This window comes from Micromonospora echinofusca (assembly GCF_900091445.1).
GTDB lineage: Bacteria > Actinomycetota > Actinomycetes > Mycobacteriales > Micromonosporaceae > Micromonospora > Micromonospora echinofusca.
Map to the genome: position 1 here is coordinate 4437419 of NZ_LT607733.1, position 21225 is coordinate 4458643.

19 protein-coding genes, 1 tRNA gene and 1 pseudogene are annotated in these 21225 nt (G+C 68.1%); 11 read left to right on the forward strand and 10 right to left on the reverse strand.

Going from position 1 to position 21225, the window contains the following annotated elements; translation table 11 throughout:
* Positions 1-96 precede the first annotated feature (96 nt).
* Both GA0070610_RS18750 and GA0070610_RS30945 read left to right on the forward strand, forming a co-directional pair.
* Complete coding sequence (locus tag GA0070610_RS18750; protein ID WP_172896551.1) at positions 97-1209, forward strand: pentapeptide repeat-containing protein; 1113 nt, start codon at positions 97-99, stop codon at positions 1207-1209.
* 197 nt (positions 1210-1406) lie between these two features.
* A complete protein-coding gene (locus tag GA0070610_RS30945) occupies positions 1407-3362 on the forward strand; it encodes a serine/threonine protein kinase (protein WP_172896552.1) in 1956 nt (651 codons plus the stop codon).
* A gap of 8 nt (positions 3363-3370) precedes the next feature.
* On the opposite strand, the gene GA0070610_RS18760 is transcribed toward GA0070610_RS30945, so the two are convergent.
* Positions 3371-4204 (reverse strand): hypothetical protein, encoded by an 834-nt coding sequence (locus GA0070610_RS18760; protein ID WP_157747185.1) that lies wholly within the window; start codon positions 4202-4204, stop codon positions 3371-3373.
* A 244-nt stretch (positions 4205-4448) separates the two neighbouring features.
* Between GA0070610_RS18760 and GA0070610_RS18765 the strand changes: the two genes are divergently transcribed.
* Positions 4449-5303, forward strand: coding sequence for a metalloregulator ArsR/SmtB family transcription factor (locus GA0070610_RS18765; protein ID WP_089001253.1), 855 nt, complete (start codon positions 4449-4451; stop codon positions 5301-5303).
* Positions 5300-5902, forward strand: a complete 603-nt coding sequence (locus GA0070610_RS18770; protein WP_089001254.1) for a dihydrofolate reductase family protein — start codon at positions 5300-5302, stop codon at positions 5900-5902. Before GA0070610_RS18765 ends, GA0070610_RS18770 begins: the two co-directional genes overlap by 4 nt.
* 79 nt (positions 5903-5981) lie before the next feature.
* Here the strand turns inward: GA0070610_RS18770 and GA0070610_RS31470 are convergent.
* The 3 genes and pseudogenes from GA0070610_RS31470 to GA0070610_RS18780 form a co-directional block, all read right to left on the reverse strand.
* Positions 5982-6362 (reverse strand): annotated as a pseudogene (locus GA0070610_RS31470) (transposase); the annotation flags it as partial.
* Between the two features lie 80 nt (positions 6363-6442).
* A complete protein-coding gene (locus GA0070610_RS18775) occupies positions 6443-7015 on the reverse strand; it encodes a GNAT family N-acetyltransferase (RefSeq protein WP_197697754.1) in 573 nt (190 codons plus the stop codon).
* A gap of 126 nt (positions 7016-7141) precedes the next feature.
* Positions 7142-8104 carry a DUF817 domain-containing protein gene (locus GA0070610_RS18780; protein ID WP_089001256.1) on the reverse strand — a complete coding sequence of 321 codons (963 nt, stop codon included), beginning with the start codon at positions 8102-8104 and terminating at the stop codon, positions 7142-7144.
* Positions 8105-8290: 186 nt separating this feature from the next.
* Here GA0070610_RS18780 and GA0070610_RS18785 point away from each other — a divergent pair, with 186 nt between their 5' ends.
* Positions 8291-8605, forward strand: a complete 315-nt coding sequence (locus GA0070610_RS18785) for a hypothetical protein (RefSeq protein ID WP_089001257.1) — start codon at positions 8291-8293, stop codon at positions 8603-8605.
* Between the two features lie 297 nt (positions 8606-8902).
* Here the strand turns inward: GA0070610_RS18785 and GA0070610_RS18790 are convergent, their stop codons facing one another.
* Positions 8903-10090 carry a helix-turn-helix domain-containing protein gene (locus GA0070610_RS18790; protein WP_231925735.1) on the reverse strand — a complete coding sequence of 396 codons (1188 nt, stop codon included), beginning with the start codon at positions 10088-10090 and terminating at the stop codon, positions 8903-8905.
* A gap of 262 nt (positions 10091-10352) precedes the next feature.
* Between GA0070610_RS18790 and GA0070610_RS18795 the strand changes: the two genes are divergently transcribed.
* Complete coding sequence (locus tag GA0070610_RS18795) at positions 10353-11432, forward strand: helix-turn-helix domain-containing protein (RefSeq protein WP_089001258.1); 1080 nt, start codon at positions 10353-10355, stop codon at positions 11430-11432.
* Between the two features lie 167 nt (positions 11433-11599).
* On the opposite strand, the gene GA0070610_RS18800 is transcribed toward GA0070610_RS18795, so the two are convergent.
* Together GA0070610_RS18800 and GA0070610_RS18805 are read right to left on the reverse strand one after the other, a co-directional pair.
* Positions 11600-11824 (reverse strand): hypothetical protein, encoded by a 225-nt coding sequence (locus tag GA0070610_RS18800; protein WP_089003598.1) that lies wholly within the window; start codon positions 11822-11824, stop codon positions 11600-11602.
* Positions 11825-12445: 621 nt separating this feature from the next.
* Positions 12446-13006: a hypothetical protein gene (locus GA0070610_RS18805; protein WP_157747186.1), complete on the reverse strand. Its 561-nt coding sequence runs from the start codon at positions 13004-13006 to the stop codon at positions 12446-12448.
* Positions 13007-13884: 878 nt separating this feature from the next.
* On the opposite strand from GA0070610_RS18805, the gene GA0070610_RS18810 reads away from it, so the two are divergent.
* On the forward strand, positions 13885-15681 hold the full coding sequence (locus GA0070610_RS18810; RefSeq protein ID WP_269458884.1) for an IS481 family transposase: 1797 nt from the start codon (positions 13885-13887) through the stop codon (positions 15679-15681).
* Between the two features lie 81 nt (positions 15682-15762).
* On the opposite strand, the gene GA0070610_RS18815 is transcribed toward GA0070610_RS18810, so the two are convergent.
* A complete protein-coding gene (locus tag GA0070610_RS18815) occupies positions 15763-16131 on the reverse strand; it encodes a cyclic-phosphate processing receiver domain-containing protein (protein WP_231925736.1) in 369 nt (122 codons plus the stop codon).
* Between the two features lie 564 nt (positions 16132-16695).
* Between GA0070610_RS18815 and GA0070610_RS18820 the strand changes: the two genes are divergently transcribed.
* Genes GA0070610_RS18820 through GA0070610_RS18830 form a run of 3 tightly spaced genes read left to right on the forward strand, consistent with a single transcriptional unit; the run spans position 16696 to position 19681 of the window.
* Positions 16696-18267, forward strand: a complete 1572-nt coding sequence (locus GA0070610_RS18820; protein WP_089001261.1) for a replication initiator — start codon at positions 16696-16698, stop codon at positions 18265-18267.
* Positions 18264-18461: an excisionase family DNA-binding protein gene (locus GA0070610_RS18825; protein ID WP_089001262.1), complete on the forward strand. Its 198-nt coding sequence runs from the start codon at positions 18264-18266 to the stop codon at positions 18459-18461. Before GA0070610_RS18820 ends, GA0070610_RS18825 begins: the two co-directional genes overlap by 4 nt.
* A complete protein-coding gene (locus GA0070610_RS18830; RefSeq protein WP_089001263.1) occupies positions 18461-19681 on the forward strand; it encodes a tyrosine-type recombinase/integrase in 1221 nt (406 codons plus the stop codon). The genes GA0070610_RS18825 and GA0070610_RS18830 overlap by 1 nt, the downstream gene beginning before the upstream one ends.
* Positions 19682-19758: 77 nt before the next feature.
* Here the strand turns inward: GA0070610_RS18830 and GA0070610_RS18835 are convergent.
* Positions 19759-19830: transfer RNA gene (locus GA0070610_RS18835), tRNA-Val, on the reverse strand.
* Positions 19831-19934: 104 nt separating this feature from the next.
* Entirely contained in the window at positions 19935-20480 is a 546-nt protein-coding gene (locus GA0070610_RS18840) for a TIGR02611 family protein (protein ID WP_089003600.1), read from the reverse strand.
* A 303-nt stretch (positions 20481-20783) separates the two neighbouring features.
* Here GA0070610_RS18840 and GA0070610_RS18845 point away from each other — a divergent pair, with 303 nt between their 5' ends.
* Entirely contained in the window at positions 20784-21215 is a 432-nt protein-coding gene (locus GA0070610_RS18845) for an SsgA family sporulation/cell division regulator (RefSeq protein WP_067311359.1), read from the forward strand.
* Positions 21216-21225 lie beyond the last annotated feature (10 nt).

The window sequence follows — 21225 nt, forward strand, 5'->3', positions numbered from 1 at the left end:
CGGTTCTGCTGGCACGGGTTCTCCTCATTGGTCATGGTCGGCTGTAATTGACGTATGCCGCTTCGTGGTCAGCCGGGTACTGGAAACCGTCAACGTGTGTCCGCTTCGCAGCGGCGTTTGAGAGCTGCAGGCCAATACCCGGACGGGCTGCGGGCACCACGTTCCTCGCGGCCAGCGGCGACCCGGCTGGAGGTCGGGCCGATCGACGTCAAGCCTGACCCGTGGCAGCGTTTGGTGGCCATCGGCAGCATCCTGTCGGTGTTGTTCGTGGCCATCGGCCTGTACATCACCAATGAGGCCAACCGTGAGACCAGCGAGGCCAACCGCGAGCAGCATCGCCTCACCGCTCAGGGGCAGATCACTGATCGGTTCACCAAGGCGGTGGAGCAGCTCGGCCAGCCCGGCGCGGAGAAGGTGGACGTTCGTCTGGGTGCGATCTACGCCTTGGAGCGCATCATGCGCGACTCAGCCGTGGACCAGCCTGCCGTCGTCGACATCCTCGCCGCGTTCATCCGGGTCCACGCCCCCGCACCCACGCGGACCACAGCTCCGCCTTCTTCGGCTCCTCGCCCACCCGTCGATATCCAGGCCGTCGTGACCGTGCTGGGCCGCCGCGACATCACCCGCGACGGCACCATCGGAAATGAGATTCTGCCCATCCGCCGTCTCGACCTCTCCAACATAGATCTGGCCCACGCGAACCTGGCCTACGCGAACCTGAATGGCGCGAGCCTGGCAGGCACGGAGCTGGCCCGCGCGACCTTGATCGAAGCGAGCCTGACCGGCACGAACCTGAGCGACGCGAACCTGAGCCGCGCGGTTCTGCACAACACAAGGCTGGCCGGCGCGATCCTGACCGACGCGAACCTGACCCAGGCGTTCCTGTTTGGCGCGGACCTGACCCGCGCGAACCTGACCCGCGCGAACCTGAACCAAGCTTTCCTGAACGGCACGAACCTACAAGGCCGGGTCAGCGCGAGAACCGCGAACGCGGTCGCGAACTTGACCGCGAACCTGGCCTACGCGGACTTGACCGACGCGGTCCTGACCGGCGCGGACCTGACCGGTGCGGACCTGACTGGCGCGAACCTGACTGGCGCGAACCTGACCGGCGCGAACCTGACCGACGCGAACCTGACGTGCGCCAAGACCGATCACCGCACGTTGTGGCCTACGGGGATGCCGCGGCCGGTGCCATGTGATGACTGACGTCCACCGGGCCCACATCACGTCACATCCAACGATCATCGACCACAGAGACCGAGGTCTACCCGGCCCGACTACGAAGGAGCACCGTCTCGTGCCTGCCCGCGAGGACCCACCGATGGGGCTTCGTCTCACGCCCCGCGATCTGCGATGATTGGTGCCGCGCATCGCCCGGTGCCCCTTTTTGCAGGAGCGAGGCTTTGAGTTCCGACGATGCTACGGTCCCGACAGCGGCGTCCGGCAATCGCAAGGACTACGCGCTCGATCCGCGGCCGATCGCCCGTGGCGGGCAGGCCACGGTCTTCGCCGCCACGCACAAGCGGAGCGGCCGCCGGGTGGCGTTCAAGCGGGTGAATATTCGGCACGTGGACATGATCGCGCGCATGAAGCGGGAAATCGAGGCGGCAACGCTTTTCGGCGATCATCCCAATGTCATGCCGGTGCTCGACCACGATTCGGCCTTCGAATGGTTCGTCATGCCACTCGCGGAGGCTACCGCGCTCACCCTGGCCAAGGACCTGGCCGAGACCGGGGCACTGCGGGACCTGGTGAGCGCGATCTGCCAGGCTCTGCGCCTGCCGCACGAACAGGGCTGGATTCATCGGGACCTCAAGCCGGACAATCTGCTGCGGCTCGACGGGCGCTGGGTCGTTGCCGACTGGGGTCTGGGGCGGCGTCCGCGGGGGCAGACGACCGACGCGCGCCGCACGCGGATGGGCACCGCGTTCGGCACCGAGGGCTTCGCCGCACCCGAGCTCGCCGTAGACGCCCACGCTGCCGGTCCGCCGGCCGACATCTACAGCATCGGGCAGATCATCGGTTGGGCGCTGACCGGTGTTCCGCCGCATGCCAACATCCCGCTGTTGCCCGCTGGCGGTCCATGGCGGGCCATCGTCAAGGCGGCGACCTTGCACGACGTCGATCGTCGCATCGCCAGCGTTGACGATCTGCTCGCGATGATCGCCGACGAGTTGGACAATCCGGAAGTGGTGGTCCACCGTGGTGGCCAGCTACTCGCCCGGGCGCGGACCGGGGACCCCGCAGCGCCGCTGGAACTGTTGAGACTGGCAGCCCAGTCGGACGAGAACTGCCGGATCCTATGGGATGGCGTGCTCGGTCTTCCCGACGAGCAGACGCACGGGGCGATCACCGCCGATCCGGGGGCTGCGGCCGAGGTCGTACGCCTGCTGCGCGTGCCGGCCAGCCGAGATCCCAAGGCTGCGACAACCCCGCCTGACGTGATCCGGTGGTTGCTGGTCGTGGCTCACCAGGCCGAGGAGGGTGAGCACTGGGATCTGCTGGACGACACGATCGAGAGTCTCCTGCTGCTGAGCGCGCGAGTCGATGACCGCAAGAGCCTCGCGGAGGTCTCGGAGTGGATGGGCAGCCGCACCGGACAAGCGGCCTCCAGCCTCGCCGTCGCTCTGCGCCGTTGGCCCGCGCATCCGCGGATCCGCGAGGAGCTGTCCGGACGCAGCGACGTGGACTACAGGGTCAGACAGAACCTCCGGATCCAGCCGAGCAAGGGTCCGCGGCCCGTCCGGCAGCGCGGCGTTCTTCGGCGACCGCGGGCCTGGCTCCTGGTCGGTGCGGTGGCTGCCACGCTGGGGGTCTCCGCTCCGGTCCTGGTGGACCAGCTGAACGGTAACGGGTCCCCCGGTGAAAACGGCTCCGCGCCAGAGCCCGGGGAACCGAAGAATCCCTTCGCTGGCCTGCCGAAGACGCCGGGGGAGCTGGCGTTGTTCGTGATGGCCGATTTCGTGGCGCCCTGGAACAGCTATCCGAGCTGGGCGGGTTGCCGCAGTGGTTCAGGCGACACGGTCGTCAACGGGAGCTTCCCCTCGCAACCGGGTCCGAAGATTGCCCCGTCAAAGAGCATCCACTGCGACAACGGCGGAAACTTGGCGGTGATGTTCGCCGAGTTCAGGGACAGCAGAGATTTCACCGCTGTCCATAACCGCTACCTCGCTGCGGAGCTTCCGGCCAATCCGAGGCCGGGTGAGGCCGCTCCTCCCCCAGGCTTGCACGTCTTCGAATGGAGTCAGACAGAACGGGCGGTCGTCTGGACGGATCCGAAGAACAAGCTCATCGGACTCTTGATCACGGGTAGCAGCCGTACGGACCTTGTCGAACTCTGGACCAGGTACCAGACCTGACCCCTCTCCTAGAGAATCTGATCCATGCGTACGTAGCCGCAGATCAGCTCCTTGCCACGGGCCGCCCTCGCCAGCACCCAGTCCCCTCTCTGCTCCTCGGGCAGGTAGGGCGACACCGCGAGCTCACTCACCAACAGGCTGTCGTACTTCTGCGCGGGCTCGACGATCGGCGCGCGGTCGTCGGTATCGACGCGTAGCTGGACCACTCCGCCGGGGCGCAGCGGCACGATCAAGCTCTGCGGGTCACACGTCGCAAGTGGCCCGTACGTCGGCCTGACCCGGACCGGCCATCCATCACGCACACCTGCCACGTACGAGATCGGCACGACGCCACCGCCCCCGCAGTTGTCCTGGTCGGATTGAAAGAGGAACGCTCGCACCTCGAACCCGCCCGTCACCGCGGTTACCGCCTCGATTGGGCGATCGCACCTGGTCGTCGACACAATTGGCTGCTGCAGTTGGAGGGCGGAGCCGTCGCTCCACAGCCAGATGTACCAGGCAACATTCACGGATTGCCCGCCCGATGTACTCAAACCCACCGCAGCATCTTCGTCGCCGTCGCCATCCGCGTCCGCGAAGCGCGGCGCGTCGAGAAGCTTCCACGAACCGCCACCGTCCATTGGACTGATGGAGGCGTCGTCGCTCCGCTTGGCGGAACCTCGTTCGAGTTTGATGGTCTCCGCCACCGACGTGTCGAACCACTCGGCGTTGGCGAAGTCGAAATCCCGGATCTCACGGGATGGTGACGGTGTGGGTGACCCGTCAGGGGAGGAGCAACCCGACATCGCCAACAGCGCCCAGGCCAGCGAGCCAGTCACGAACCGGGGAACAGTCGCAAACACATCGATAGGTTATCGCTCGATCGAGCGGGATCAACCCATCCGCGAACGCTTCGCTGACGATCCGCTGACGCCCGACGACGCGGCGTCGCCGTGGATCCGATGGTGCGACCGCGACTGGGGAGGCGTCACCGACAGTCACAGGCACGCGACGACCAGCGCACCCTGGCTGCGGCACGAGCGCGCGCCCCACCAATCCGTCAGTATTCCTTGACAAGAATATTCTCGATCGAGAATCCTTTTCCCCATGGACGCACTCCTCACCGCACTGGCCGACCCGGCCCGCTGGCGGCTCGTGAGCCTGCTGGCCGAGCGGCCCCGCTCGGTCGGCGTCCTCGCCCAGCTCGCCGAGGCGCGCCAGCCGCAGACGACCAAGCACCTGCAGACCCTCGAGCGCGCTGGCGTCGTCACGTCCCAGCGCACCGGCCAGCGTCGCATCTACGCGCTCCGGCCCGCTCCTCTGCGGGACCTGGCGGCTGTGCTCGGCCGGCTCGCCGACACCGCGGATCAGGTTGGTGGCCCGCGCGCGACCTACGACCGTTACGGGCTCAACCTCCAAGCAGAGCGACTCGCCGCGGAGGCGTCGGGGTGGGCAGACGGCCGCTCGTTCAGGTTCTTCCGGTCGCTGACGGGGTGCCCTGAGCTGGTTTGGCGGCACCTGACCGAGGCCTCCCTGCTCGCCGGATGGTGGACGCCCGACGACCTCCGCGTCTCCGAGCTCGTATTCGAGGCGCGAACGGGTGGGCGGATCGTCCAGGAGTACCGCGATGCCGAGGACGCCGACGGCTCCGACCTGGTCGCCGGACGCGCGGAGGGAGTCGTCGACGACGTACGTCCCGGTGAACGCCTCGCCTACCGGCTCTCCCCTCTGCTTCCCGACGGCGGCCTCGCCTTCACCGCCCACATCGACATCGGCCTCCGACCCACCGACACGGGCACGGACCTCGACGTCCACTGGCGGATCACCGACAGCACCGTCGACTCCGCGGACTTCATCGCAGGCATCGAGGTCGGCTTCGGCCAGAGCCTCGACAAGCTCGCGGCGATCCTCGCCACGGATTCCGACAGCACTGACGACACCGACACAAGGAGCACGAAGTGACAGAGCAGACCGCTGGCCGCAGAGTCGTTACCAACATGAGCATCTCCCTCGACGGCCACTACGCCCGGCCGGGCGATCCAGAGGACATGGGCTGGGTGATGCCGTACGCCATCACCGACGTCGCCCGCGACCACCTGACCGGCCTCTGGGAGCCGGCGACGACGGCCCTGCTCGGGCGGGTCAACGCCGAGGGGTTCCTCGGTTTCTGGCCCACCGTCATCGGCATGGAGGGGGCCGACCCACGCGACGAGGGCTTCGCGAAGTGGCTCATCGACACCGACAAGGTCGTCCTCTCCTCCACCCTCGGCGAGGCGCCGTGGGAGCGGACGACGATCATCGACAAGCCGACCGCCGAGGTGGTCGCGGACCTGAGGGCGACCGAAGGCGGCGACATTCTCGTGCTCTCCAGCGCAAGCGTCATCAAGGCGCTGCTGGCGGCCGACAAGGTCGACCGGCTCGCGCTCACGGTCTTTCCCGTGTTCCTCGGCGGCGGGCCCCGCCTCTTCGACGACGGCCTGCCCGCAGGCCAGTGGGCGCTCGCCAGCCAGGCCGCCGGCGAGCATGGCACGTTGGCTCTCGTCTACGACCGGGTCCGCTGAGCCGAGGACGTCGTCGCCCTCGCCTGGTCCGTCAATGACGCCGGGCACCTCGCGCGTCGTTGACGGACCAGACGGTTTCGCGCCCGCGGTCGACCGGGCTCGGTCCGAGTTTGGGCCGCCCTTGAGCGCCCGCACGTGGGAGCCGTCCATCACCGCCCGGGGACATGTCCAACTGCCCAGCGGGCCGCAGCCTGCAGAGGAGGATCTCATGCAGTCGTTGCCAGACGCCGGCGTCGTTCCAGCCCCGCAGGCGGCGCCCGCAGGTCATGCCCGACCCGCACCCTCTCGGGGTAGGTACTCCCACGGGCTCGCGGTGTAGAGCACGAACAGGATTTCGCACGACACCTTGCGGTCATCGAGAGGCCTTGCGGGCCGGGTACCGATGCCGCCGGGGCGGACGGGGTGGCAGCAGCGGTGCGACTGCGGCCCAGAGTTCGTGCAAACGCGCGGATCGCTGCATGGGAGTGCCCGGTGCCGGCCCTCGACGCGGCGAAGCGAAGCACCCGGATGCCGGGCGACGTAGCGCGAGGAAGCGTGGGCTCAGCGGGCGGAAGCCGGCTCGGACGACGGCCGCCACTCCCGCCTGATCAGCCCGTAGACCCATGAGTCGGAGACCTCGCCGTTCACGACGCAGTCTTCCCGCAACGTCCCCTCACGCACGAACCCGAGCTTCTCCAGCACGCGGGCAGATGCCACGTTGCGGGTATCGGTCTCAGCCTGGACGCGATTCAGGTTCAGCGTGTCGAATGCCCACCGCAGCAAAGCGCGCGCTGCCTCCGTCGCGTAGCCGTGGCCCCACGCTGCATCGTCGAAGCAGTAGCCCAGCGATGCGCTGCGGTAGTCCGGGTTCCACGGGTTCAGGCTGCACCAGCCGATGAACGCCCCGTCGGAGACACGATCCACGGCCAGCCCCGCTCCGGTGCCTCCCTCTGCCATCCGTCGGCAAGCCGTGATGAACCGCTCGGCGCGCACGCGGTCGCTCCACGGCGGCGCGTCCCAGTAGCGCAGCACGTAGGCGTTGCTGTGCAGCGCGAAGAGGTCGTTCGCATCCGCGTCGTCGAAGGGACGCAGTCGAAGGCGAGGGGTGTCCAGCGTGGGGGTGGGCAGCGACACGGGGGTCATGTTGCCTCCTGTGAGCGATGGCCGATCAATCCGACATCCGGTGCCGGCCACTCGCAATGGGTTTTCTCGGCAGGGCGGGAGGAACGATGTGCTCGCTCATCGGTAGATCCGTGCACATCAACTGGCGGTGGGCGAATTCTCCGCGCCTCTGACCGAGGCGGCACCCGGCGTCGTTGAGGTCTGGCTCTCCGCCGGTTGGGGTGGCTGCTTGTCGTCGGGCGGTTGCGGCGGTGATATCCAGGTGACCAGCACGACAGAGATGATCATCAAAAGGAACCAGGAGGCCAGCTTTGTCAGCGAGACCGGATGCCAGCCGTCCGTCTGGCTCGGGTAGAGCCAGGCGTTGGACCAGGTGGCGATGTTCTCCGCGAGCCAGATGAAGAAGGCGACGAGGACGAAGGCCAGCAGCAGAGGCATGCGCCACCGTGCCCGGAAGATGCGGAAATGCATGACACAACGTCCGAACACGAGTGCGACGGCCGCGATGAGCAGCCACCGCAGGTCGTGTACGTAGTGGTTGGCGAAGAAGTTGAGATAGATGGCGGCAGCCACCACGGCCGTCCACCAGCGTCTCGGGTAGCGCGTGAAGCGCAGGTTGAAAAGCCGATTCACTCGCACCATGTAGGAGCCGACCGCGGCGTACATGAAGCCGCTGAAGAGGGGCACTCCTCCGAGCCTTAGCACGCCGTCGGGCTCGTAGGCCCATGAGCCGATGTGGGTCTTGAACAGTTCCATGAGGGTGCCGACGAGGTGGAACAGGACGATCACTCGTAGCTCGCGCAGGGTCTCCAGGCGTCCGGCGAGCATCGCGACCTGGATGACGACGGCGGCGGCGGTGAGGGCATCGTTGCGGGCGAGCACGGCGTCGTCCGGATACCACAGGTGCGCCGCGCAGATGACCGCGAGCATGGCGGCACCGAAGACGCATGCCCAGGCCTGTTTGAGTCCGAAGGCCACGAACTCGGTCAGCCACCCGGCCGGCCCGTGACGTGGCAGCCGGGCCAGCGCGGCACGGAGGTGGGCATCGATCGCGCGTTCGGCCGTGGTGAGCGTGGCCGTTGCGGCGGTGTCGTGTCGCATCGCCAGAGGTTAGGCCGCGTCCCATAATTCGACCGGTACGGGCGAGCCGTTGTTGGTCCTGGCACGGCGGGGACAGATCCGTGCCACGGGTAGTGCCGGACCAGACCGCGCGGTGGCGGGCTTCGGGAGCTGCGTTGGGCGATGATGCCAGCTGCATTCGTTTAAGACCATCGATAGAATGACGCAATGACCGTTCGACGACTGCTACTACACACGACGGCGGCCTGCCTCGCGGCGACCGCGCTGACGGCTCTCGTACCGGCCGGGACGGCCCAGGCGGCCTGCACGACGAGCAGCTTCACCGTCGTCTGGGACTACGCGGGCATGTATACCGCCCCCAACGAGTCGACCCTGTACGGCACCCGCCGCTACGGACAGGTCGTCACCGGCCCCACCGGGAACACCGCCAACGGCTGGACAATCACCTACGACTACTGGAACGGCATGGCACTCTGGGCCTACATGAAGGACGCCGCCTTGCAGTACCGCGGCTGCGCCTGAAGCGGAACCGACGGGTGAAGTGACGCCAATCGGCCGGACTGTGTGTCAGAGGGGCAACAATGCGAAAGCCCGTTACCGGTGGTTCCGGTGACGGGCTCGCTTACTGCAACTATTAACGGCGGGCGATACTGGGATCGAACCAGTGACCCCGTCGGTGTGAACTGTCGGCGAGCGGGTCGGATCGGGCTGGATGCGAGGTCGAGCGGCCTGCTGACGCACTATTCGACCCGGTTCAGTTGGCATGGTTGCTGTACTTCACTGCTGTACTTTCGCCCCGCGCCCGAAGGGCACCCACGCTCAGACCAGGCCCAGACTGGTGGCGAGATCAGTGATCGCCGTAGGCGCGTTCGGATGTTGGGCAACCTCGACGACGACGTTCCGCGCCGTCGGTCGGTGCCGTATCTCCGATGGCGCTATGTTGTCGGCCTGCATCAGAGTCCGAGCCGCCTCGGTTACATCGCCGATCTGGAGGTACGCACGCGCGGCGTTGATCAGATGCGCGGCACGATGTTCGAGCGGCAGCCATCGCCATCCGTCTCGCACGATGGTTCTCTCGTGCTGGGCAACCGCACCGGTCCCCTCGTCCAGTTCGACTGCGGCGGCCACTCGGGCCAGGTCGACGGCCGTCGGTCCAAAGGCCGTCTGATGGTGGTCCTGCCCGTCGCCCACCCGGGCAGCCATCTCCGTCGCCTCGTCCAGCAGGTCACCGGCGGCGCGGTCGTCGCCCGCTCTGGCCGCTGTCAGGGCAGCCTGCATGAGTAGCGAACCGCACAGGGACAGCTCCTGCGGTGTGCCATCGTCCAGGTCGGCTGGAGCAACCCGGTACGCGGCGGCCAGCAGCATCGTCTTCGCCCGCGCCGACGCGCGCAGCACCTGGCCGAGCTGCACCGCCGCGCAGGCCAGCAGCACCCGGTCACCGGTCGCGGCGGACATCGCTCGGTCGGCGGTCAGCCAGGCGAGGCTTACCTCGTCGAGCTTGACCAGCAGCGCCGCCGTCACCCGGTACGCCTGCACCACGGCCGTACGGTCAGCATTCGGGTTCCGCGCCTGAAGCCGTTGGACATCCGTCAACAGCGTCGGCAATCGCTCGATCAACTGCGGATACCGGGCGTGCTGGTAGGTGGTCCACGCGTGTCCCACCGCCCGGCTCAACTGGTCAGGTGACGCGTCCCGGCAAGCAACCGGTTGACCGAACGCCATCCCGTACGTGGACAGGGCCGCCCGGATCCGGGAAATGCCTTCGGTACGCTCGGCCAGCTCGGCGGACTGAGCATCACGTCCGAGCAGTGCCGCGGTGTCGACCCGAAGAACCGCGGCAATTTCCCGGATGGTCGACACCCGCTCCAAGGACCGCACCCCGCGCTCGACCTTGTCCACCCAGCTCTTGGATTTCCCCAGGCGATCCGCGAATGACTGCTGTGACAGCTTGCGCCGTGCCCGCAGGTAGGCAACACGCCGACCGATCGGCACCGAATCACCGGTCACGACGCCACCGCCGATCCGGCACAGCCCGAGTCGTTTCCTCGACTGGTATGCGCTCAGCCTCGGCCTGCTCCAGAATCCGCCTCTTGGCCGCCTCCTGCTCCGCTGCCTGGGTCCGCTCGCCCGCCCCGTCGCCTGCGGTGTTGTCGCTCATCCCTGCCTCCGCAGTGCTTCCGCTCCCGCTTCATGTGGGATCTACTCTGGTGACCGCGCGACTACGCTCGGAAGCACCTCGATGCTTTCAGGACCTTTCACAGGGGATCCGATGGATGACCTCGGTGTGCAATTGAGGCAGGCTCGGATTGAGGCAGGCGTGACCCTGGCCTCCATCGCGACCCGTACCTGCTACTCGGCCTCGCACCTCAGCAACGTCGAAGCGGGACGCCGGACCGCGACGCCAGACATCGTGCTCGCGTACGCGCGAGCGTTGGGAGAAGCGGACGTGAGACGCAGAGACCTCCTCGCCGCAGCCACCATCGGCCCCATCGCCGCCAACGAGTTGATACGCAACGGCTTCACCGCCGCACTCGCCGGCCACCGCGACAGCACCGACCGCTGGCGTGACCGCGTCGACCAGTACGGCCGCGACTACATGGAGATCGGCGCGGATTCCCTGCAAACACGGCTCGCGAGCGACCTCGTCGTCATGCAACAGCAACTCGACAACCCGGCCATGTGGGCGACCGCCGCCCGTGCCCTGACCACCTACGGCAAGACGACCAAGGACCCGACCGAGGCGATCGGCTGGTACGACACCGCCCGGGTCGCCGCCGACCGCTCCGACGACCTCGCCGTCCGTGTCTGGGTACGCGGTCGAGCCGCCATCGCTCTGGCCTACGAGGGCGCCGCACTCCCCGTCGCACAGCGCTACGCGGACGAAGCCATCGCATTGTCTGACCGTCCCTCACTCGGTCGGCTCCAGGCACTGATGGCCCGCGCACACGTCGCCGCTGGACGCGGCGACACCGCCGCAGCCATCGCCTCGGACGAGGACGCGCAACGGGTCTTCGACCACACCGCCTCACCCGACGGCGAAATCTCCGACGCCGCCGTCCCGGCCTGGCGCATGGCGACCTTCCGGTCCATGCTCTACGCCCGCCTCGGGCTGATCCAACCCGGCGAGCAGGCCCAGACCGACGCCGACCGCCTCCGGCCCGCCTCGCTGACACGCTTCGCCACCCACATCGAACTCCATCGCGCCCTCATGATGGCCAAAGCCGGCGACGGACCCGGCGGACTGGCACACGCCCGACGCGCATGGGCAGCACTACCGACCAACCGCCGCTCGCAAACCCTCGGCCTCGTTCTCCGCGAAGTCGAGAAGGCCGCCCGACAGCGACGCTGAACCACCAGAAACTCGACCCCTCGTTGGTAAGTTCTGGGCGCTCCGTCCGGCGGAGTCCGTCCGCGTCCGCGACCTCGGACGGCTGTCTGCGTCCGGCCGGCGGCGGCTGCCCTCCTCTCGGCACGTTGCTGTCACTGCTGCTGTCAGCGACCTCCGCGCGAGAGCGATCAAATCCGGCGTCGAGGTTCCTTCCCGGGAGCGTCGCCGTACGGGAGCGAGACGCCCAAGGCTCGCCAGAGGTCGTAGAGCACCCGCCCGAGCCTTTCGCTGTCGTCACTCGACAACTGAGCGATGGGCATGCCGGCGGCCTGGTGCTCGCCGATGTTGTAGATCAGGTCCGCGAGCGACGTGGCTGTCGGTCGGTCAAGGCGAAGAACAACTTCCTTAGGCATGTCCCGCACCCTACGGCTGTCTGACAGCCCAGCCACGGTCCCGACGGCCCGTCCACGGCCCGAAGTCGGTGAGTTGAAGCGGAACCTAGACCGGGCCTCCCGTGACCTGCGCTGACCTGACCGGCGCACTGGTCACGCCCCATCTTGGGCTCACGTCATTGGTCGCTGGTTGCCGACGTTTCACGCCGTCTTGTGCCCCGTGTGTGCCCCAGAACCTGGCAGTTGTTTCTCGGGGCGTTGGTGCTTCCTGGCACCCCGGATGCCAACTCCCGTCAACGCACCACCGACCGCGCACAAGGTTGGAGCAGACAAGGGCCAACCTCCTTCGGGCACATACGCCAAGGTCATGGCGAGTGCAGTGGCGGCCATCAGTGCACCGACTACCGCTAAGAGCAGGTACAAACGGCGTCGCCTACGCATGGGACCAGTAGAGCATGGGCGGGCGGCCCCAGGGCGTGCGGCTGACTCCTTGACCCCCAGGCAACCAGCACCGCCACGTGAGCTGCTGTTGCATGGTCCTTGACCTGGGAGCGCGGTCCGCCATCGTCCGTGCGTGTCCACTGGCGTCCGCCCCGATCGTCACTCGGTTAGTCACCCAGCCGGCCCATCATCCCAAAGAGATCAGGAAGCTAGGCTTCGTAGACGGTCTGCGATTACGAAGGCTGCGTCGTCCGAGCCCTGACGCACCCTTGTGCCGGTTATAGCGTCGGCCAACGCGACCAACTCCTCCGGTGGCAGGCTGTTCACTCCTCGTACGGGCAATTTCACCTGGATTTCCGGGTTCGGAGCAGCGACCAGCAGTGACATGACGCCTCGCCTTGGGTCATCCTCCGTGTCGATATTCGCCGTGGACAGGTCCACCCACCGCGTCCGGAGCCACAGGCGCTCACCGAGCAACGTCCCGTCCAGCCACGCTCCATACGGAATCACAGCGACCATTGCCAAGCTGACCGCTCCTACGATGTAGGCCCCCAAGAAGCACCAGGCAGAGACGAACAGGTGAGGTAGCAGCGAGCCCCACACGTTGATCGGGCTCTCCGTAAGCGACTCAAAGATCAGGTCAAAGGGCACCCAGAGCAGGAACCCTCCCACGACGATAAACGGCAGACTGAACCCGAACGCCCGGGCCTTCCTCGCTGCACCGGCACCCACCGACAGCCGAACCTTCGAACGTCGTCGCATGCCCGCCGATCCTATCTCCGTAGAACCAAAGCACTGTCTGCCGCCGACCCGCCGTCTGGGCAGCGGTCCGCCGTCCGGCCCACCACGTCAAGCGGGCCTTGACGCACGTACGGACCCTGCCACCGGAACAGACTGAGTCGGCTCTCGTGTCACGGACCGCGCCCCCGGCGGACACCGCCACAGTGGCGCAGTTGACCTAACCTTGCCCGGCACGGACCCGGCTCCCGGGGTCGGAGCTGGCCACCGGCGGCCACCCCTCCCCCTCCCAGGTGAGCGGTTGACCTAACCTTGCCCGGCACGGACCCGGCTCCCGGGGTCGGAGCTGGCCACCGGCGGCCACCCCTCCCCCTCCCAGGTGAGCGGTTGACCTGACCCTGAGCGGCTGCGAGCCCGCTCCTGGGCGACCGGCAAGCCGCCGCGCGGACACCGCCCCCATGCTTGGGGCTTGCCGCGCGGACCCGGCGCGCGCCCTCCCTGCGCCGCGCTGCTCGGGCGCGGCGCGGCCGGCTGCCGGCGACGGACCTCCACCACTCTCTGAGCCACCCCCGTCTGCGGCGGCCCCTCCGGGCTTTCCGCTCTCCGCGCCAGCCGCAGGGCGTGTTGCGTGGCCGGAGTCGGAGCGCCAGCGAAGCGACGGACACGCGCCCAGGCGGCGGCGCGTGCGGCCCGTTCAGGGCCGCCTTGATAGACGTAAGGAAAGTCCTCACACACGGCCGGCAGCCGGCTTGTCCTCCGTCGGCTGATGTGCGACACGCGTCCGCCAGGTGATCTGCGACAGTGGTCGGTTTCGGCACTCTGAGCCCGACGTCTCCGCGGGGCGTCGGGACTCGGGGAGGCCGGGATTGGCGCTGGTTGTCTTGTCGGTTGTCGAGCAGCGGTTGGACGCGGTCCGTGCGGTGCTGGCCGGGTCGGATGTGGTGGAGGTGGCCGCCAACTGTGGGGTGCATCGGTCGACGGTGCATCGGTGGGTGGGCCGGTATCTGACTGAGCAGTTGGCGGGGTTGGCTGACCGGTCGCACCGGCCTCACTCGTGCCCTGGTCAGGTGGCGGAGGCGGTTGAGGTCGCGGTGGCGGAGATGCGTCGGGAGCATCCCCGGTGGGGGTCGCGGCGGATCCGGTTGGAGATGCTGCGCAAGCCCGGCCCGTGGGTGGTCGAGGACCTGGCGGTGCCGTCGGAGCGGACGATCGACAGGATTTTGCAGCGGCAGGGGCTGCTGCGGGTCCGGCCCCGGAAACGGCCGAAGGACTCGTATAAGCGGTGGGAACGGCCTGCGCCGATGCAGTTGTGGCAGATGGACATCGTCGGCGGAGTGCAGTTGGTCAACCCGGCCACTGGTGTAGTGCGGGAGGCGAAGCTGGTCACCGCCGTTGACGACCACTCCCGGTACTGCGTGATCGCGAAGGTCGTCGAACGGGCCACCGGCCGGGCGGTGTGTCTGGCGCTGGCGGAGGCCCTGACCCGGTTCGGGGTCCCGGAGGAGATCATCACCGACAACGGCAAGCAGTTCACCGACCGGTTCGGCAAGTATCGTCCCCGCACCGGTGAGGTGCTGTTCGACAAGATTTGCCGCCATAACGGCATCACGCACCGGCTCACCGCGCCGGCTTCACCGAACCAGAACGGCAAGGTGGAACGGTTCCACGGCACCGTCCGCCCGGACTTCCTCGACACCGCCGAGGCGTTCACCAGCCTCCGGGAAGCCCAGGCCGCGGTGGACGCGTATGTGTTGCACTACAACACCGACCGGCCCCACCAGGCCCTCGACCCGAGAACACCGGTCACCCCTGCTGACCGGTTCCAGCCGGTCGGAGCCCAGCAGCGGACGCTGGTCGACCTGTGGCTGCCGCCCACCCTGGACCCCGTCCCCTCCACCGAGGTCCAGCCGGTGGCAGCCGACGCACCACCGGTCCAGGCCCAGGAGACGGCGGTGGAGCCGGGTGGACCCGTGGAGTTCGACCGGGTTGTCCCGGCATCGGGCAATCTGATGGTCTGCCAACGCCAGTTCTGGATGGGCACCCACCGGGCCGGCATGGTGGCCCGGATCTGGGCCGACTGCGACCTGATCCACGTCCTCATCGCCGGCATCCGGATCAAGACCGTCCGGTCTCACCTGAGCGTCAACGACCTGGCCACCCTCGTTCGCCAGGGCGCCGTCCCGGCCGGCCCCGCACCGCTGCCGCCGATCGAGGACGGCGACGCCATCGAGGTCGAACGCTGCGTCAACCGAGGCGGCGGGGTCTCACTGGGCCAACACATCGTCCTGGCCGCAGAGATCCTCGCCGGCCGCCGCGTCGGCATCCGCATCGAGCCGACCACCCTTATGTTCTACGACCTGGACACCCGCGAACTGCTGCGCACCCGCGCCAACCCGCTCCGCCCGGAACAGATGAAGCGCCTGCGTGGCGCCCGACCGGCAGGACCACCACCACGACCCTCCGTCGAACCCGTTCGGGTGCAACGGAGGGCTTCCAACAGCGGGATCATCATGGTCGCCGGCCAGAAAGTAGCCCTCGGCCGGCTGCACCGCCACCAGACAGTCACCGTGACCGTGTCCGAAACGACCCTGGCCATCGAACTCACCGACGGCGACACCAAGGTCATCCGACGCACGACCACGCAGCCAGTCCGTAGCATCAAAGGCCAGCGACCGCGGATCGCTACCTCAGTTTCCTAGACCACCCGTCGCACATCACCTGGCAGAGCTGCGTCGCACATCAGCTGTCGGATCACAGCGGCAGCCGGCTTCCCCAGGCCGCTACTCGGCCTCAGCCAGGTAGCCGACGTACGGTGACCCAGCCGCAGAGCGCACGTTGTAGCCCCAGCGGCGCAACGCCTGCATGATCTTTCTAGCGCCGGCGGGGTTCGCTGAGTGGACGTAAACGACGCCGATATCGAACGGGCGCTCCACAAACGCGGCCCGCTCCAGCACCTCGACGACGGGCCAGATCGTGTCGTCCTCGCCGAGGTCGTGATCCAGCCACAGCTCGTCCAATCGCTGTCCGCAGTGTCGCTCCAGCGCCTCAATGCCGGCCCTGCTGGTACGCGCAACTTGTGCCACCCGGCCATCAACGAACGAGCGCAGGTCGTCAACCAGCACAATTCTTGGCAGCTTCTCGGTATCCACGGCACCATCCTTGGGCCAGCACCGCCGCCATCGCCACCGCTATTGGGGCCCGCACTTCGCACCGGACTACGGCGGGTTGACGTGTCGGTACCCGGTGCTACTCTGGCGCTCGTCGAGCACACCAGCGCGGCCTTCCTGCCGGATCGCTGGACTCGACGTCGGAGATGCTGAGCGGCCTTCCTGCCGCTGACGCGGGCCACGTCCCGCCGGCTCTCGATCGCACCGGCCACCATGCCGGTTCCCGAATCCGCTGAGCGGCCCCAACACGGTCTTCCCTGCCGTCCACGATGGCCCGGATTCGCACTGCTTCACGGTGGGGACAGCCTGCGGCAACCCGCCGGATGCCGACATCCCAGGCTCCCACCCGTGCCGGCCCATTCGGCAGGTTCACGAGCGTGAAAGGACATGACCCATCGGCGGGAAGTGGCATCACCGGCCATCCGCCCTCCGGCGTCAGCCGCCTCTCGGCGGTGCCAGGAGACACGACGAACACCACCAGCGGACCAGGTCCACGGCTGGTGGTGCTTCGTCTCCCGTCCCTGCCACCTCGAAGAGGAGACAGTCGTGTCCACCGCCCCGCTCACCATCTACCGGCCCGGTCTCGCCGTCGGCCGTGACGCCCAGGTCCTGCACCGCGCCGCTACGCCGGAGTTCTCCGGCTGGCTGGAGCACACCCGCCCCGCCGGCGGCTGCTCCCGCCCAATCCGCCTCACCGGCACCATTGCCGCCGTCGACCGGAACACCGGCCGCATCACCAACTGGCTACACACCGACGAGCTGCCCGACCGGGCGCTCTACAAGGCGTGCGGCAACCGCCGCGAATCGCGGTGCCCAGACTGCGCCTGGGTCTACCAGGGCGACGCCTACCAGGTCGTCTGTCGCGGTCTGACCGGCGGCAAGGGCGTCCCCGCATCGGTCGGCCAGCACCCGGTCGTCTTCTCCACCTTCACCGCCCCGTCCTTCGGTCCGGTCCACCACCGCCACGTCTCCCGCCACACCTGCGCCGCCCGGCAGCGCTGCGACTGCCGCCCCGCCCCCTGCCGCGCCCGCAGCACCGCTGGCACCTGCCCCCATGGGCAGCCCGCAGCGTGCTTCGTTCGCCACGACGCCGACGATCCGCGGCTCGGCCAGCCGTTGTGCCTCGACTGTTACGACCACGCCCACCAGGTCGTCTGGAACTACTTCTCAGGCGAGCTGTGGCGGCGTACCAAACAGGCCATCGAGCGACACCTCGCCGCCCTCTGCCGCAAGCGTGGCATCCCGCTCGTCCGGGTCGTCACTGCCTCGGGCAAGGTCCGATGGGTGCCGCCCGTGCGCATGTCCCACGGCAAGGTCGCCGAGATGCAGCGCCGGGCAGCCGTGCACTTCCACGTCCTGCTGCGCCTCGACGGCGTCGACCCGGACGACCCGGACGCTCTCGTGCCGCCACCGGCCGGCATCACCCTTGACGACCTGGAAGACGCGATCCACGTCGCCGCCCGACAGATCACCGTCATCACGCCCGCCCACCCCGACCGGCCGCGAGGTTGGCTGGTCGCCTGGGGTGAGCAGATCGACGTCCGCCGTCTCAACACCGCCAGTGGCGAGCTGACCGACGGCAAGGTCGCCGCCTACCTGGCCAAGTACGCCACCAAAGCCACCGAAGCCACCGGCCACTGCTCCACCCGACTCACTCCCGCCACCATCGATGACTACGCCGATCCCGAAGGCGACCACCTCGCCCGCCTCATCGACGCCTGCTGGCACCTCGGCCGCCTCATCCACACCGACACCAGCAGCGGGGCCGCAGCTGCCAGCGACCGTCAAGACAGCCTTGACGCCAAACCCAACACCTACGGCGGCTTGCGCCGCTGGGCGCACATGCTCGGCTTCGGCGGCCACTTCCTCACCAAAGCCCGCCGCTACTCCGTCACCTTCGGCCAGCTCCGCGACACCCGCGCCACCTACCGCCGCACGGAGGACGACCAACCCGCCGACACCATCACCGTCGGCATCCTCACCTACATCGGGTCCGGCTGGCTCACCGAAGGCGACGCCCTGCTCGCCAACACCGCCGCCCAGCAGCGACGCGAGAGCAGACGCATCGGCCGGGAAGAACTCGCCCACGAAGGCTGGCTCATCGGGGCCGCCGCATGAACCACGACCTCCGCCCCCGCTGGTACTCCCCCGCCGAGGTCGCCGTCCTGCTCGGCTTCGGCATCTCCAAGGTCAAGATGAAGATCGCCACCGGCGAGTTGCGCTCCATCAAGGACGGCAAGTACCGCCGCATCCTCCCCGAATGGGTCGACGACTACATCCGCGAGCAGGTCGAACGCCAGGAGGCCGCCTGATGCCCGCCCGTGCACGAGCCAACGGCGAAGGCTCCATCTTCCCCTACCGCAACGGCTTCGCCGCCTACGTCTGGGTAACCAAGCCGGACGGCCGGCGCACCCGCAAGTACGTCTACGGCAAGACCCGCGAGGCCGTCCACGACAAGTGGATCAAGCTGCACCAGCAGGCCAAGGCCGGACCGGTAGCAACGAGCGTCCCGACGGTCGGCAGCTTCCTCACCTACTGGCTGTCGGAGATCATCGAGCCGAACCGCGCACCGTTGACCTACGCCACCTACGAGACGTTCGTCCGCCGCTACATCGCCCCCGGCCTCGGGTCCAAGCGGCTCGACCGGCTCCAGTCACGCGACGTGCAGACCTGGATCAACCAGGTGGCCCGCACCTGCCAGTGCTGCGCCCAAGGTAAGGACGCCGCCCGGCCGAAGCACAAGCGGCGTTGCTGCGCGGTCGGCCGCTGCTGCCAGACCGTCCCGTCGACCCACACGGTCAGCGACATCCGGGCCGCACTGCGGGCCGCCCTCACCCACGCCCAGGCCGAGGACCTCATCGCCAAGAACCCGGCCGTGCCGGTCACCCTCGCCACCGTCCGTCGCCGCCGTGGCAAGTCGTGGTCGAGCGACGAGGCACGGAAGTTCCTGGAGTCCGCCAAAGAAGACGAGGACCCGCTCTACGCCGCCTACGCCCTGGTCCTCGTCACCGGCCTGCGCAAGGGCGAGGCGCTGGGACTGACGTGGGAGGACGTCGACCTCGACGCCGGCGAGCTGACCATCGGCCGCCAGCTCCAACGCGTGCGCGGGCAGCTCCTTCACCGCGACACCAAGACCCAGGCGTCCGACGCCACCCTCCCCCTCCCCGACATCTGCCTGACCGCTTTCAAGCTCAGACAGCAACAACGCGACGAGGCACGAGCAGCCGCCGGCAACGCCTGGCACGAGAACGACCTCGTATTCACTACCCGCTACGGCACACCCATCGAGCCACGCAACTTCCAGCGCTCCTGGCAGACAAGGTGTGAGAAGGCGAAGGTCACGCCGATCACCGTCCACGACGCCAGAAGAACCTGCGCCACGCTCCTGGCCGATCTCGACGTCCACCCGAGAGTCGCCATGCAGGTGCTTCGGCACGCCCGTTTCTCCGTGACGATGGAGATCTACACCCAGGTATCGACCAAAGCGACCAGAGACGCACTCAAACGCCTCGGTGACTCACTCGGCCGCTGACGGAACTGCTGTACTTCGCTGCTGTACGGGCAGCAGAAAGGCCATCCCCGATGATCGGGAATGGCCTTTGACCTGCGTGGGCGATACTGGGATCGAACCAGTGACCTCTTCGGTGTGAACGAAGCGCTCTCCCGCTGAGCTAATCGCCCTCAGCGCCGCTGACTCTACCTGATCGAGGGACCGGACCGGAAATCCGGGGTCCGCGTGCCGCGCGACGGGCGGTCGCACCGGCGACGTGCCAGGTCAGCCCGGATCAGTGCGTCGCCAGGTAGTGCAGCGCCTCGGCGACCACGTCGATGCCGAAGCTGTACTTGAGCGACAGCCAGACCACCGAGCCGACGAAGACCAGGCCGACGGAGCCGAGCAGGAAGCGTACGCCCAGCGACCGGTCCTTCACCCACTGCGTCCAGTTGTGTACGTGCCGGCGGGTGAAGCCGAGCAGTCGGCGGGCCCAGTGGAACTCGACGGCCCAGACGCCGAGGCCGGCGATCACGAGCAGCCAGCCGGGGCCGGGCAGCGGGATGAGGGCGATGCCGAGGGTGACGACGAGGGCGCCGGCGATGGCGATGAAGATCTTGAGCGCGACCCGTCCGGTGGGGTTGGCCCGGATCAGTTCGAGGGTGGTGCTCAGCCGCTGCCGCCAGCGCGGTCGCTGCCGCCGTTCGGCCAGCATCGTCCGGCCGGCGTCACCCCGGTCGGCTCCCGGCCGGCCGGGCCGCTCGTGCTGCTCCATCGGCACCCCGTACCCCCGCTTTTCGGCTGGTCGGGCCGCGACTTTCGGCGGGCCCGGCTCTGCCATCGGATCCACTGAGGATCGTTTCGTAACCATTTCCTCCCCCAGTGTGGCTCGCGCCCGTCACTGCAACGGCCGACTGGACGTTACCGGAGTAAGTCGACGACTGAACCACCCGATGCCGGGCGGGATCACGCACTGGGCAGAACCGGAAATCCTACATGAATCTTCACATTCACGCGGCCTTTCCGACCCCCTTCCCACCACTGGGTGAAGTCAGCGTATGGCGGAGCGTAGCCAGGAGTAGCACCTGAGTATGGGAAAAGCGGGACACGCGCGTTCCGCAGCGGTGCCGGGGGGAGATCGTCCATGAGTGTCATCCGACCGACGACCGTAGAGGTCGAGACGTCGCTAAGGCTCGTCGCACCTGATGCCACCGCCTTGCCGGTGCGTGCCAGTCTGCGTTACGACCCTGCTGATCCGTATGCGGTCCATGTCCTGTTCCACGCCGAATCCGCCGGCGGCGAGGCGGTCAGCTGGTCGTTCGCCCGGGAGCTGCTGGTCACGGGGCTCGACGAGCCGGCCGGCATCGGGGACGTGCGGGTCTGGCCCTGGGCCACCCCGCGCGGGGACTTCGTCGCGCTGGCGCTGTCGTCGCCCGACGGCAACGCACTGTTCGAGGTGCCGCGCAGCGTCCTGGTGCGCTTCCTGCGCCGGACCTACGTCGTCGTTCCGCGCGGCCGCGAGGCCGAGCACCTGGACGTCGACACCGCGGTGAGCCGGCTGCTCGCCGGTCGCTGAACCACCGGCC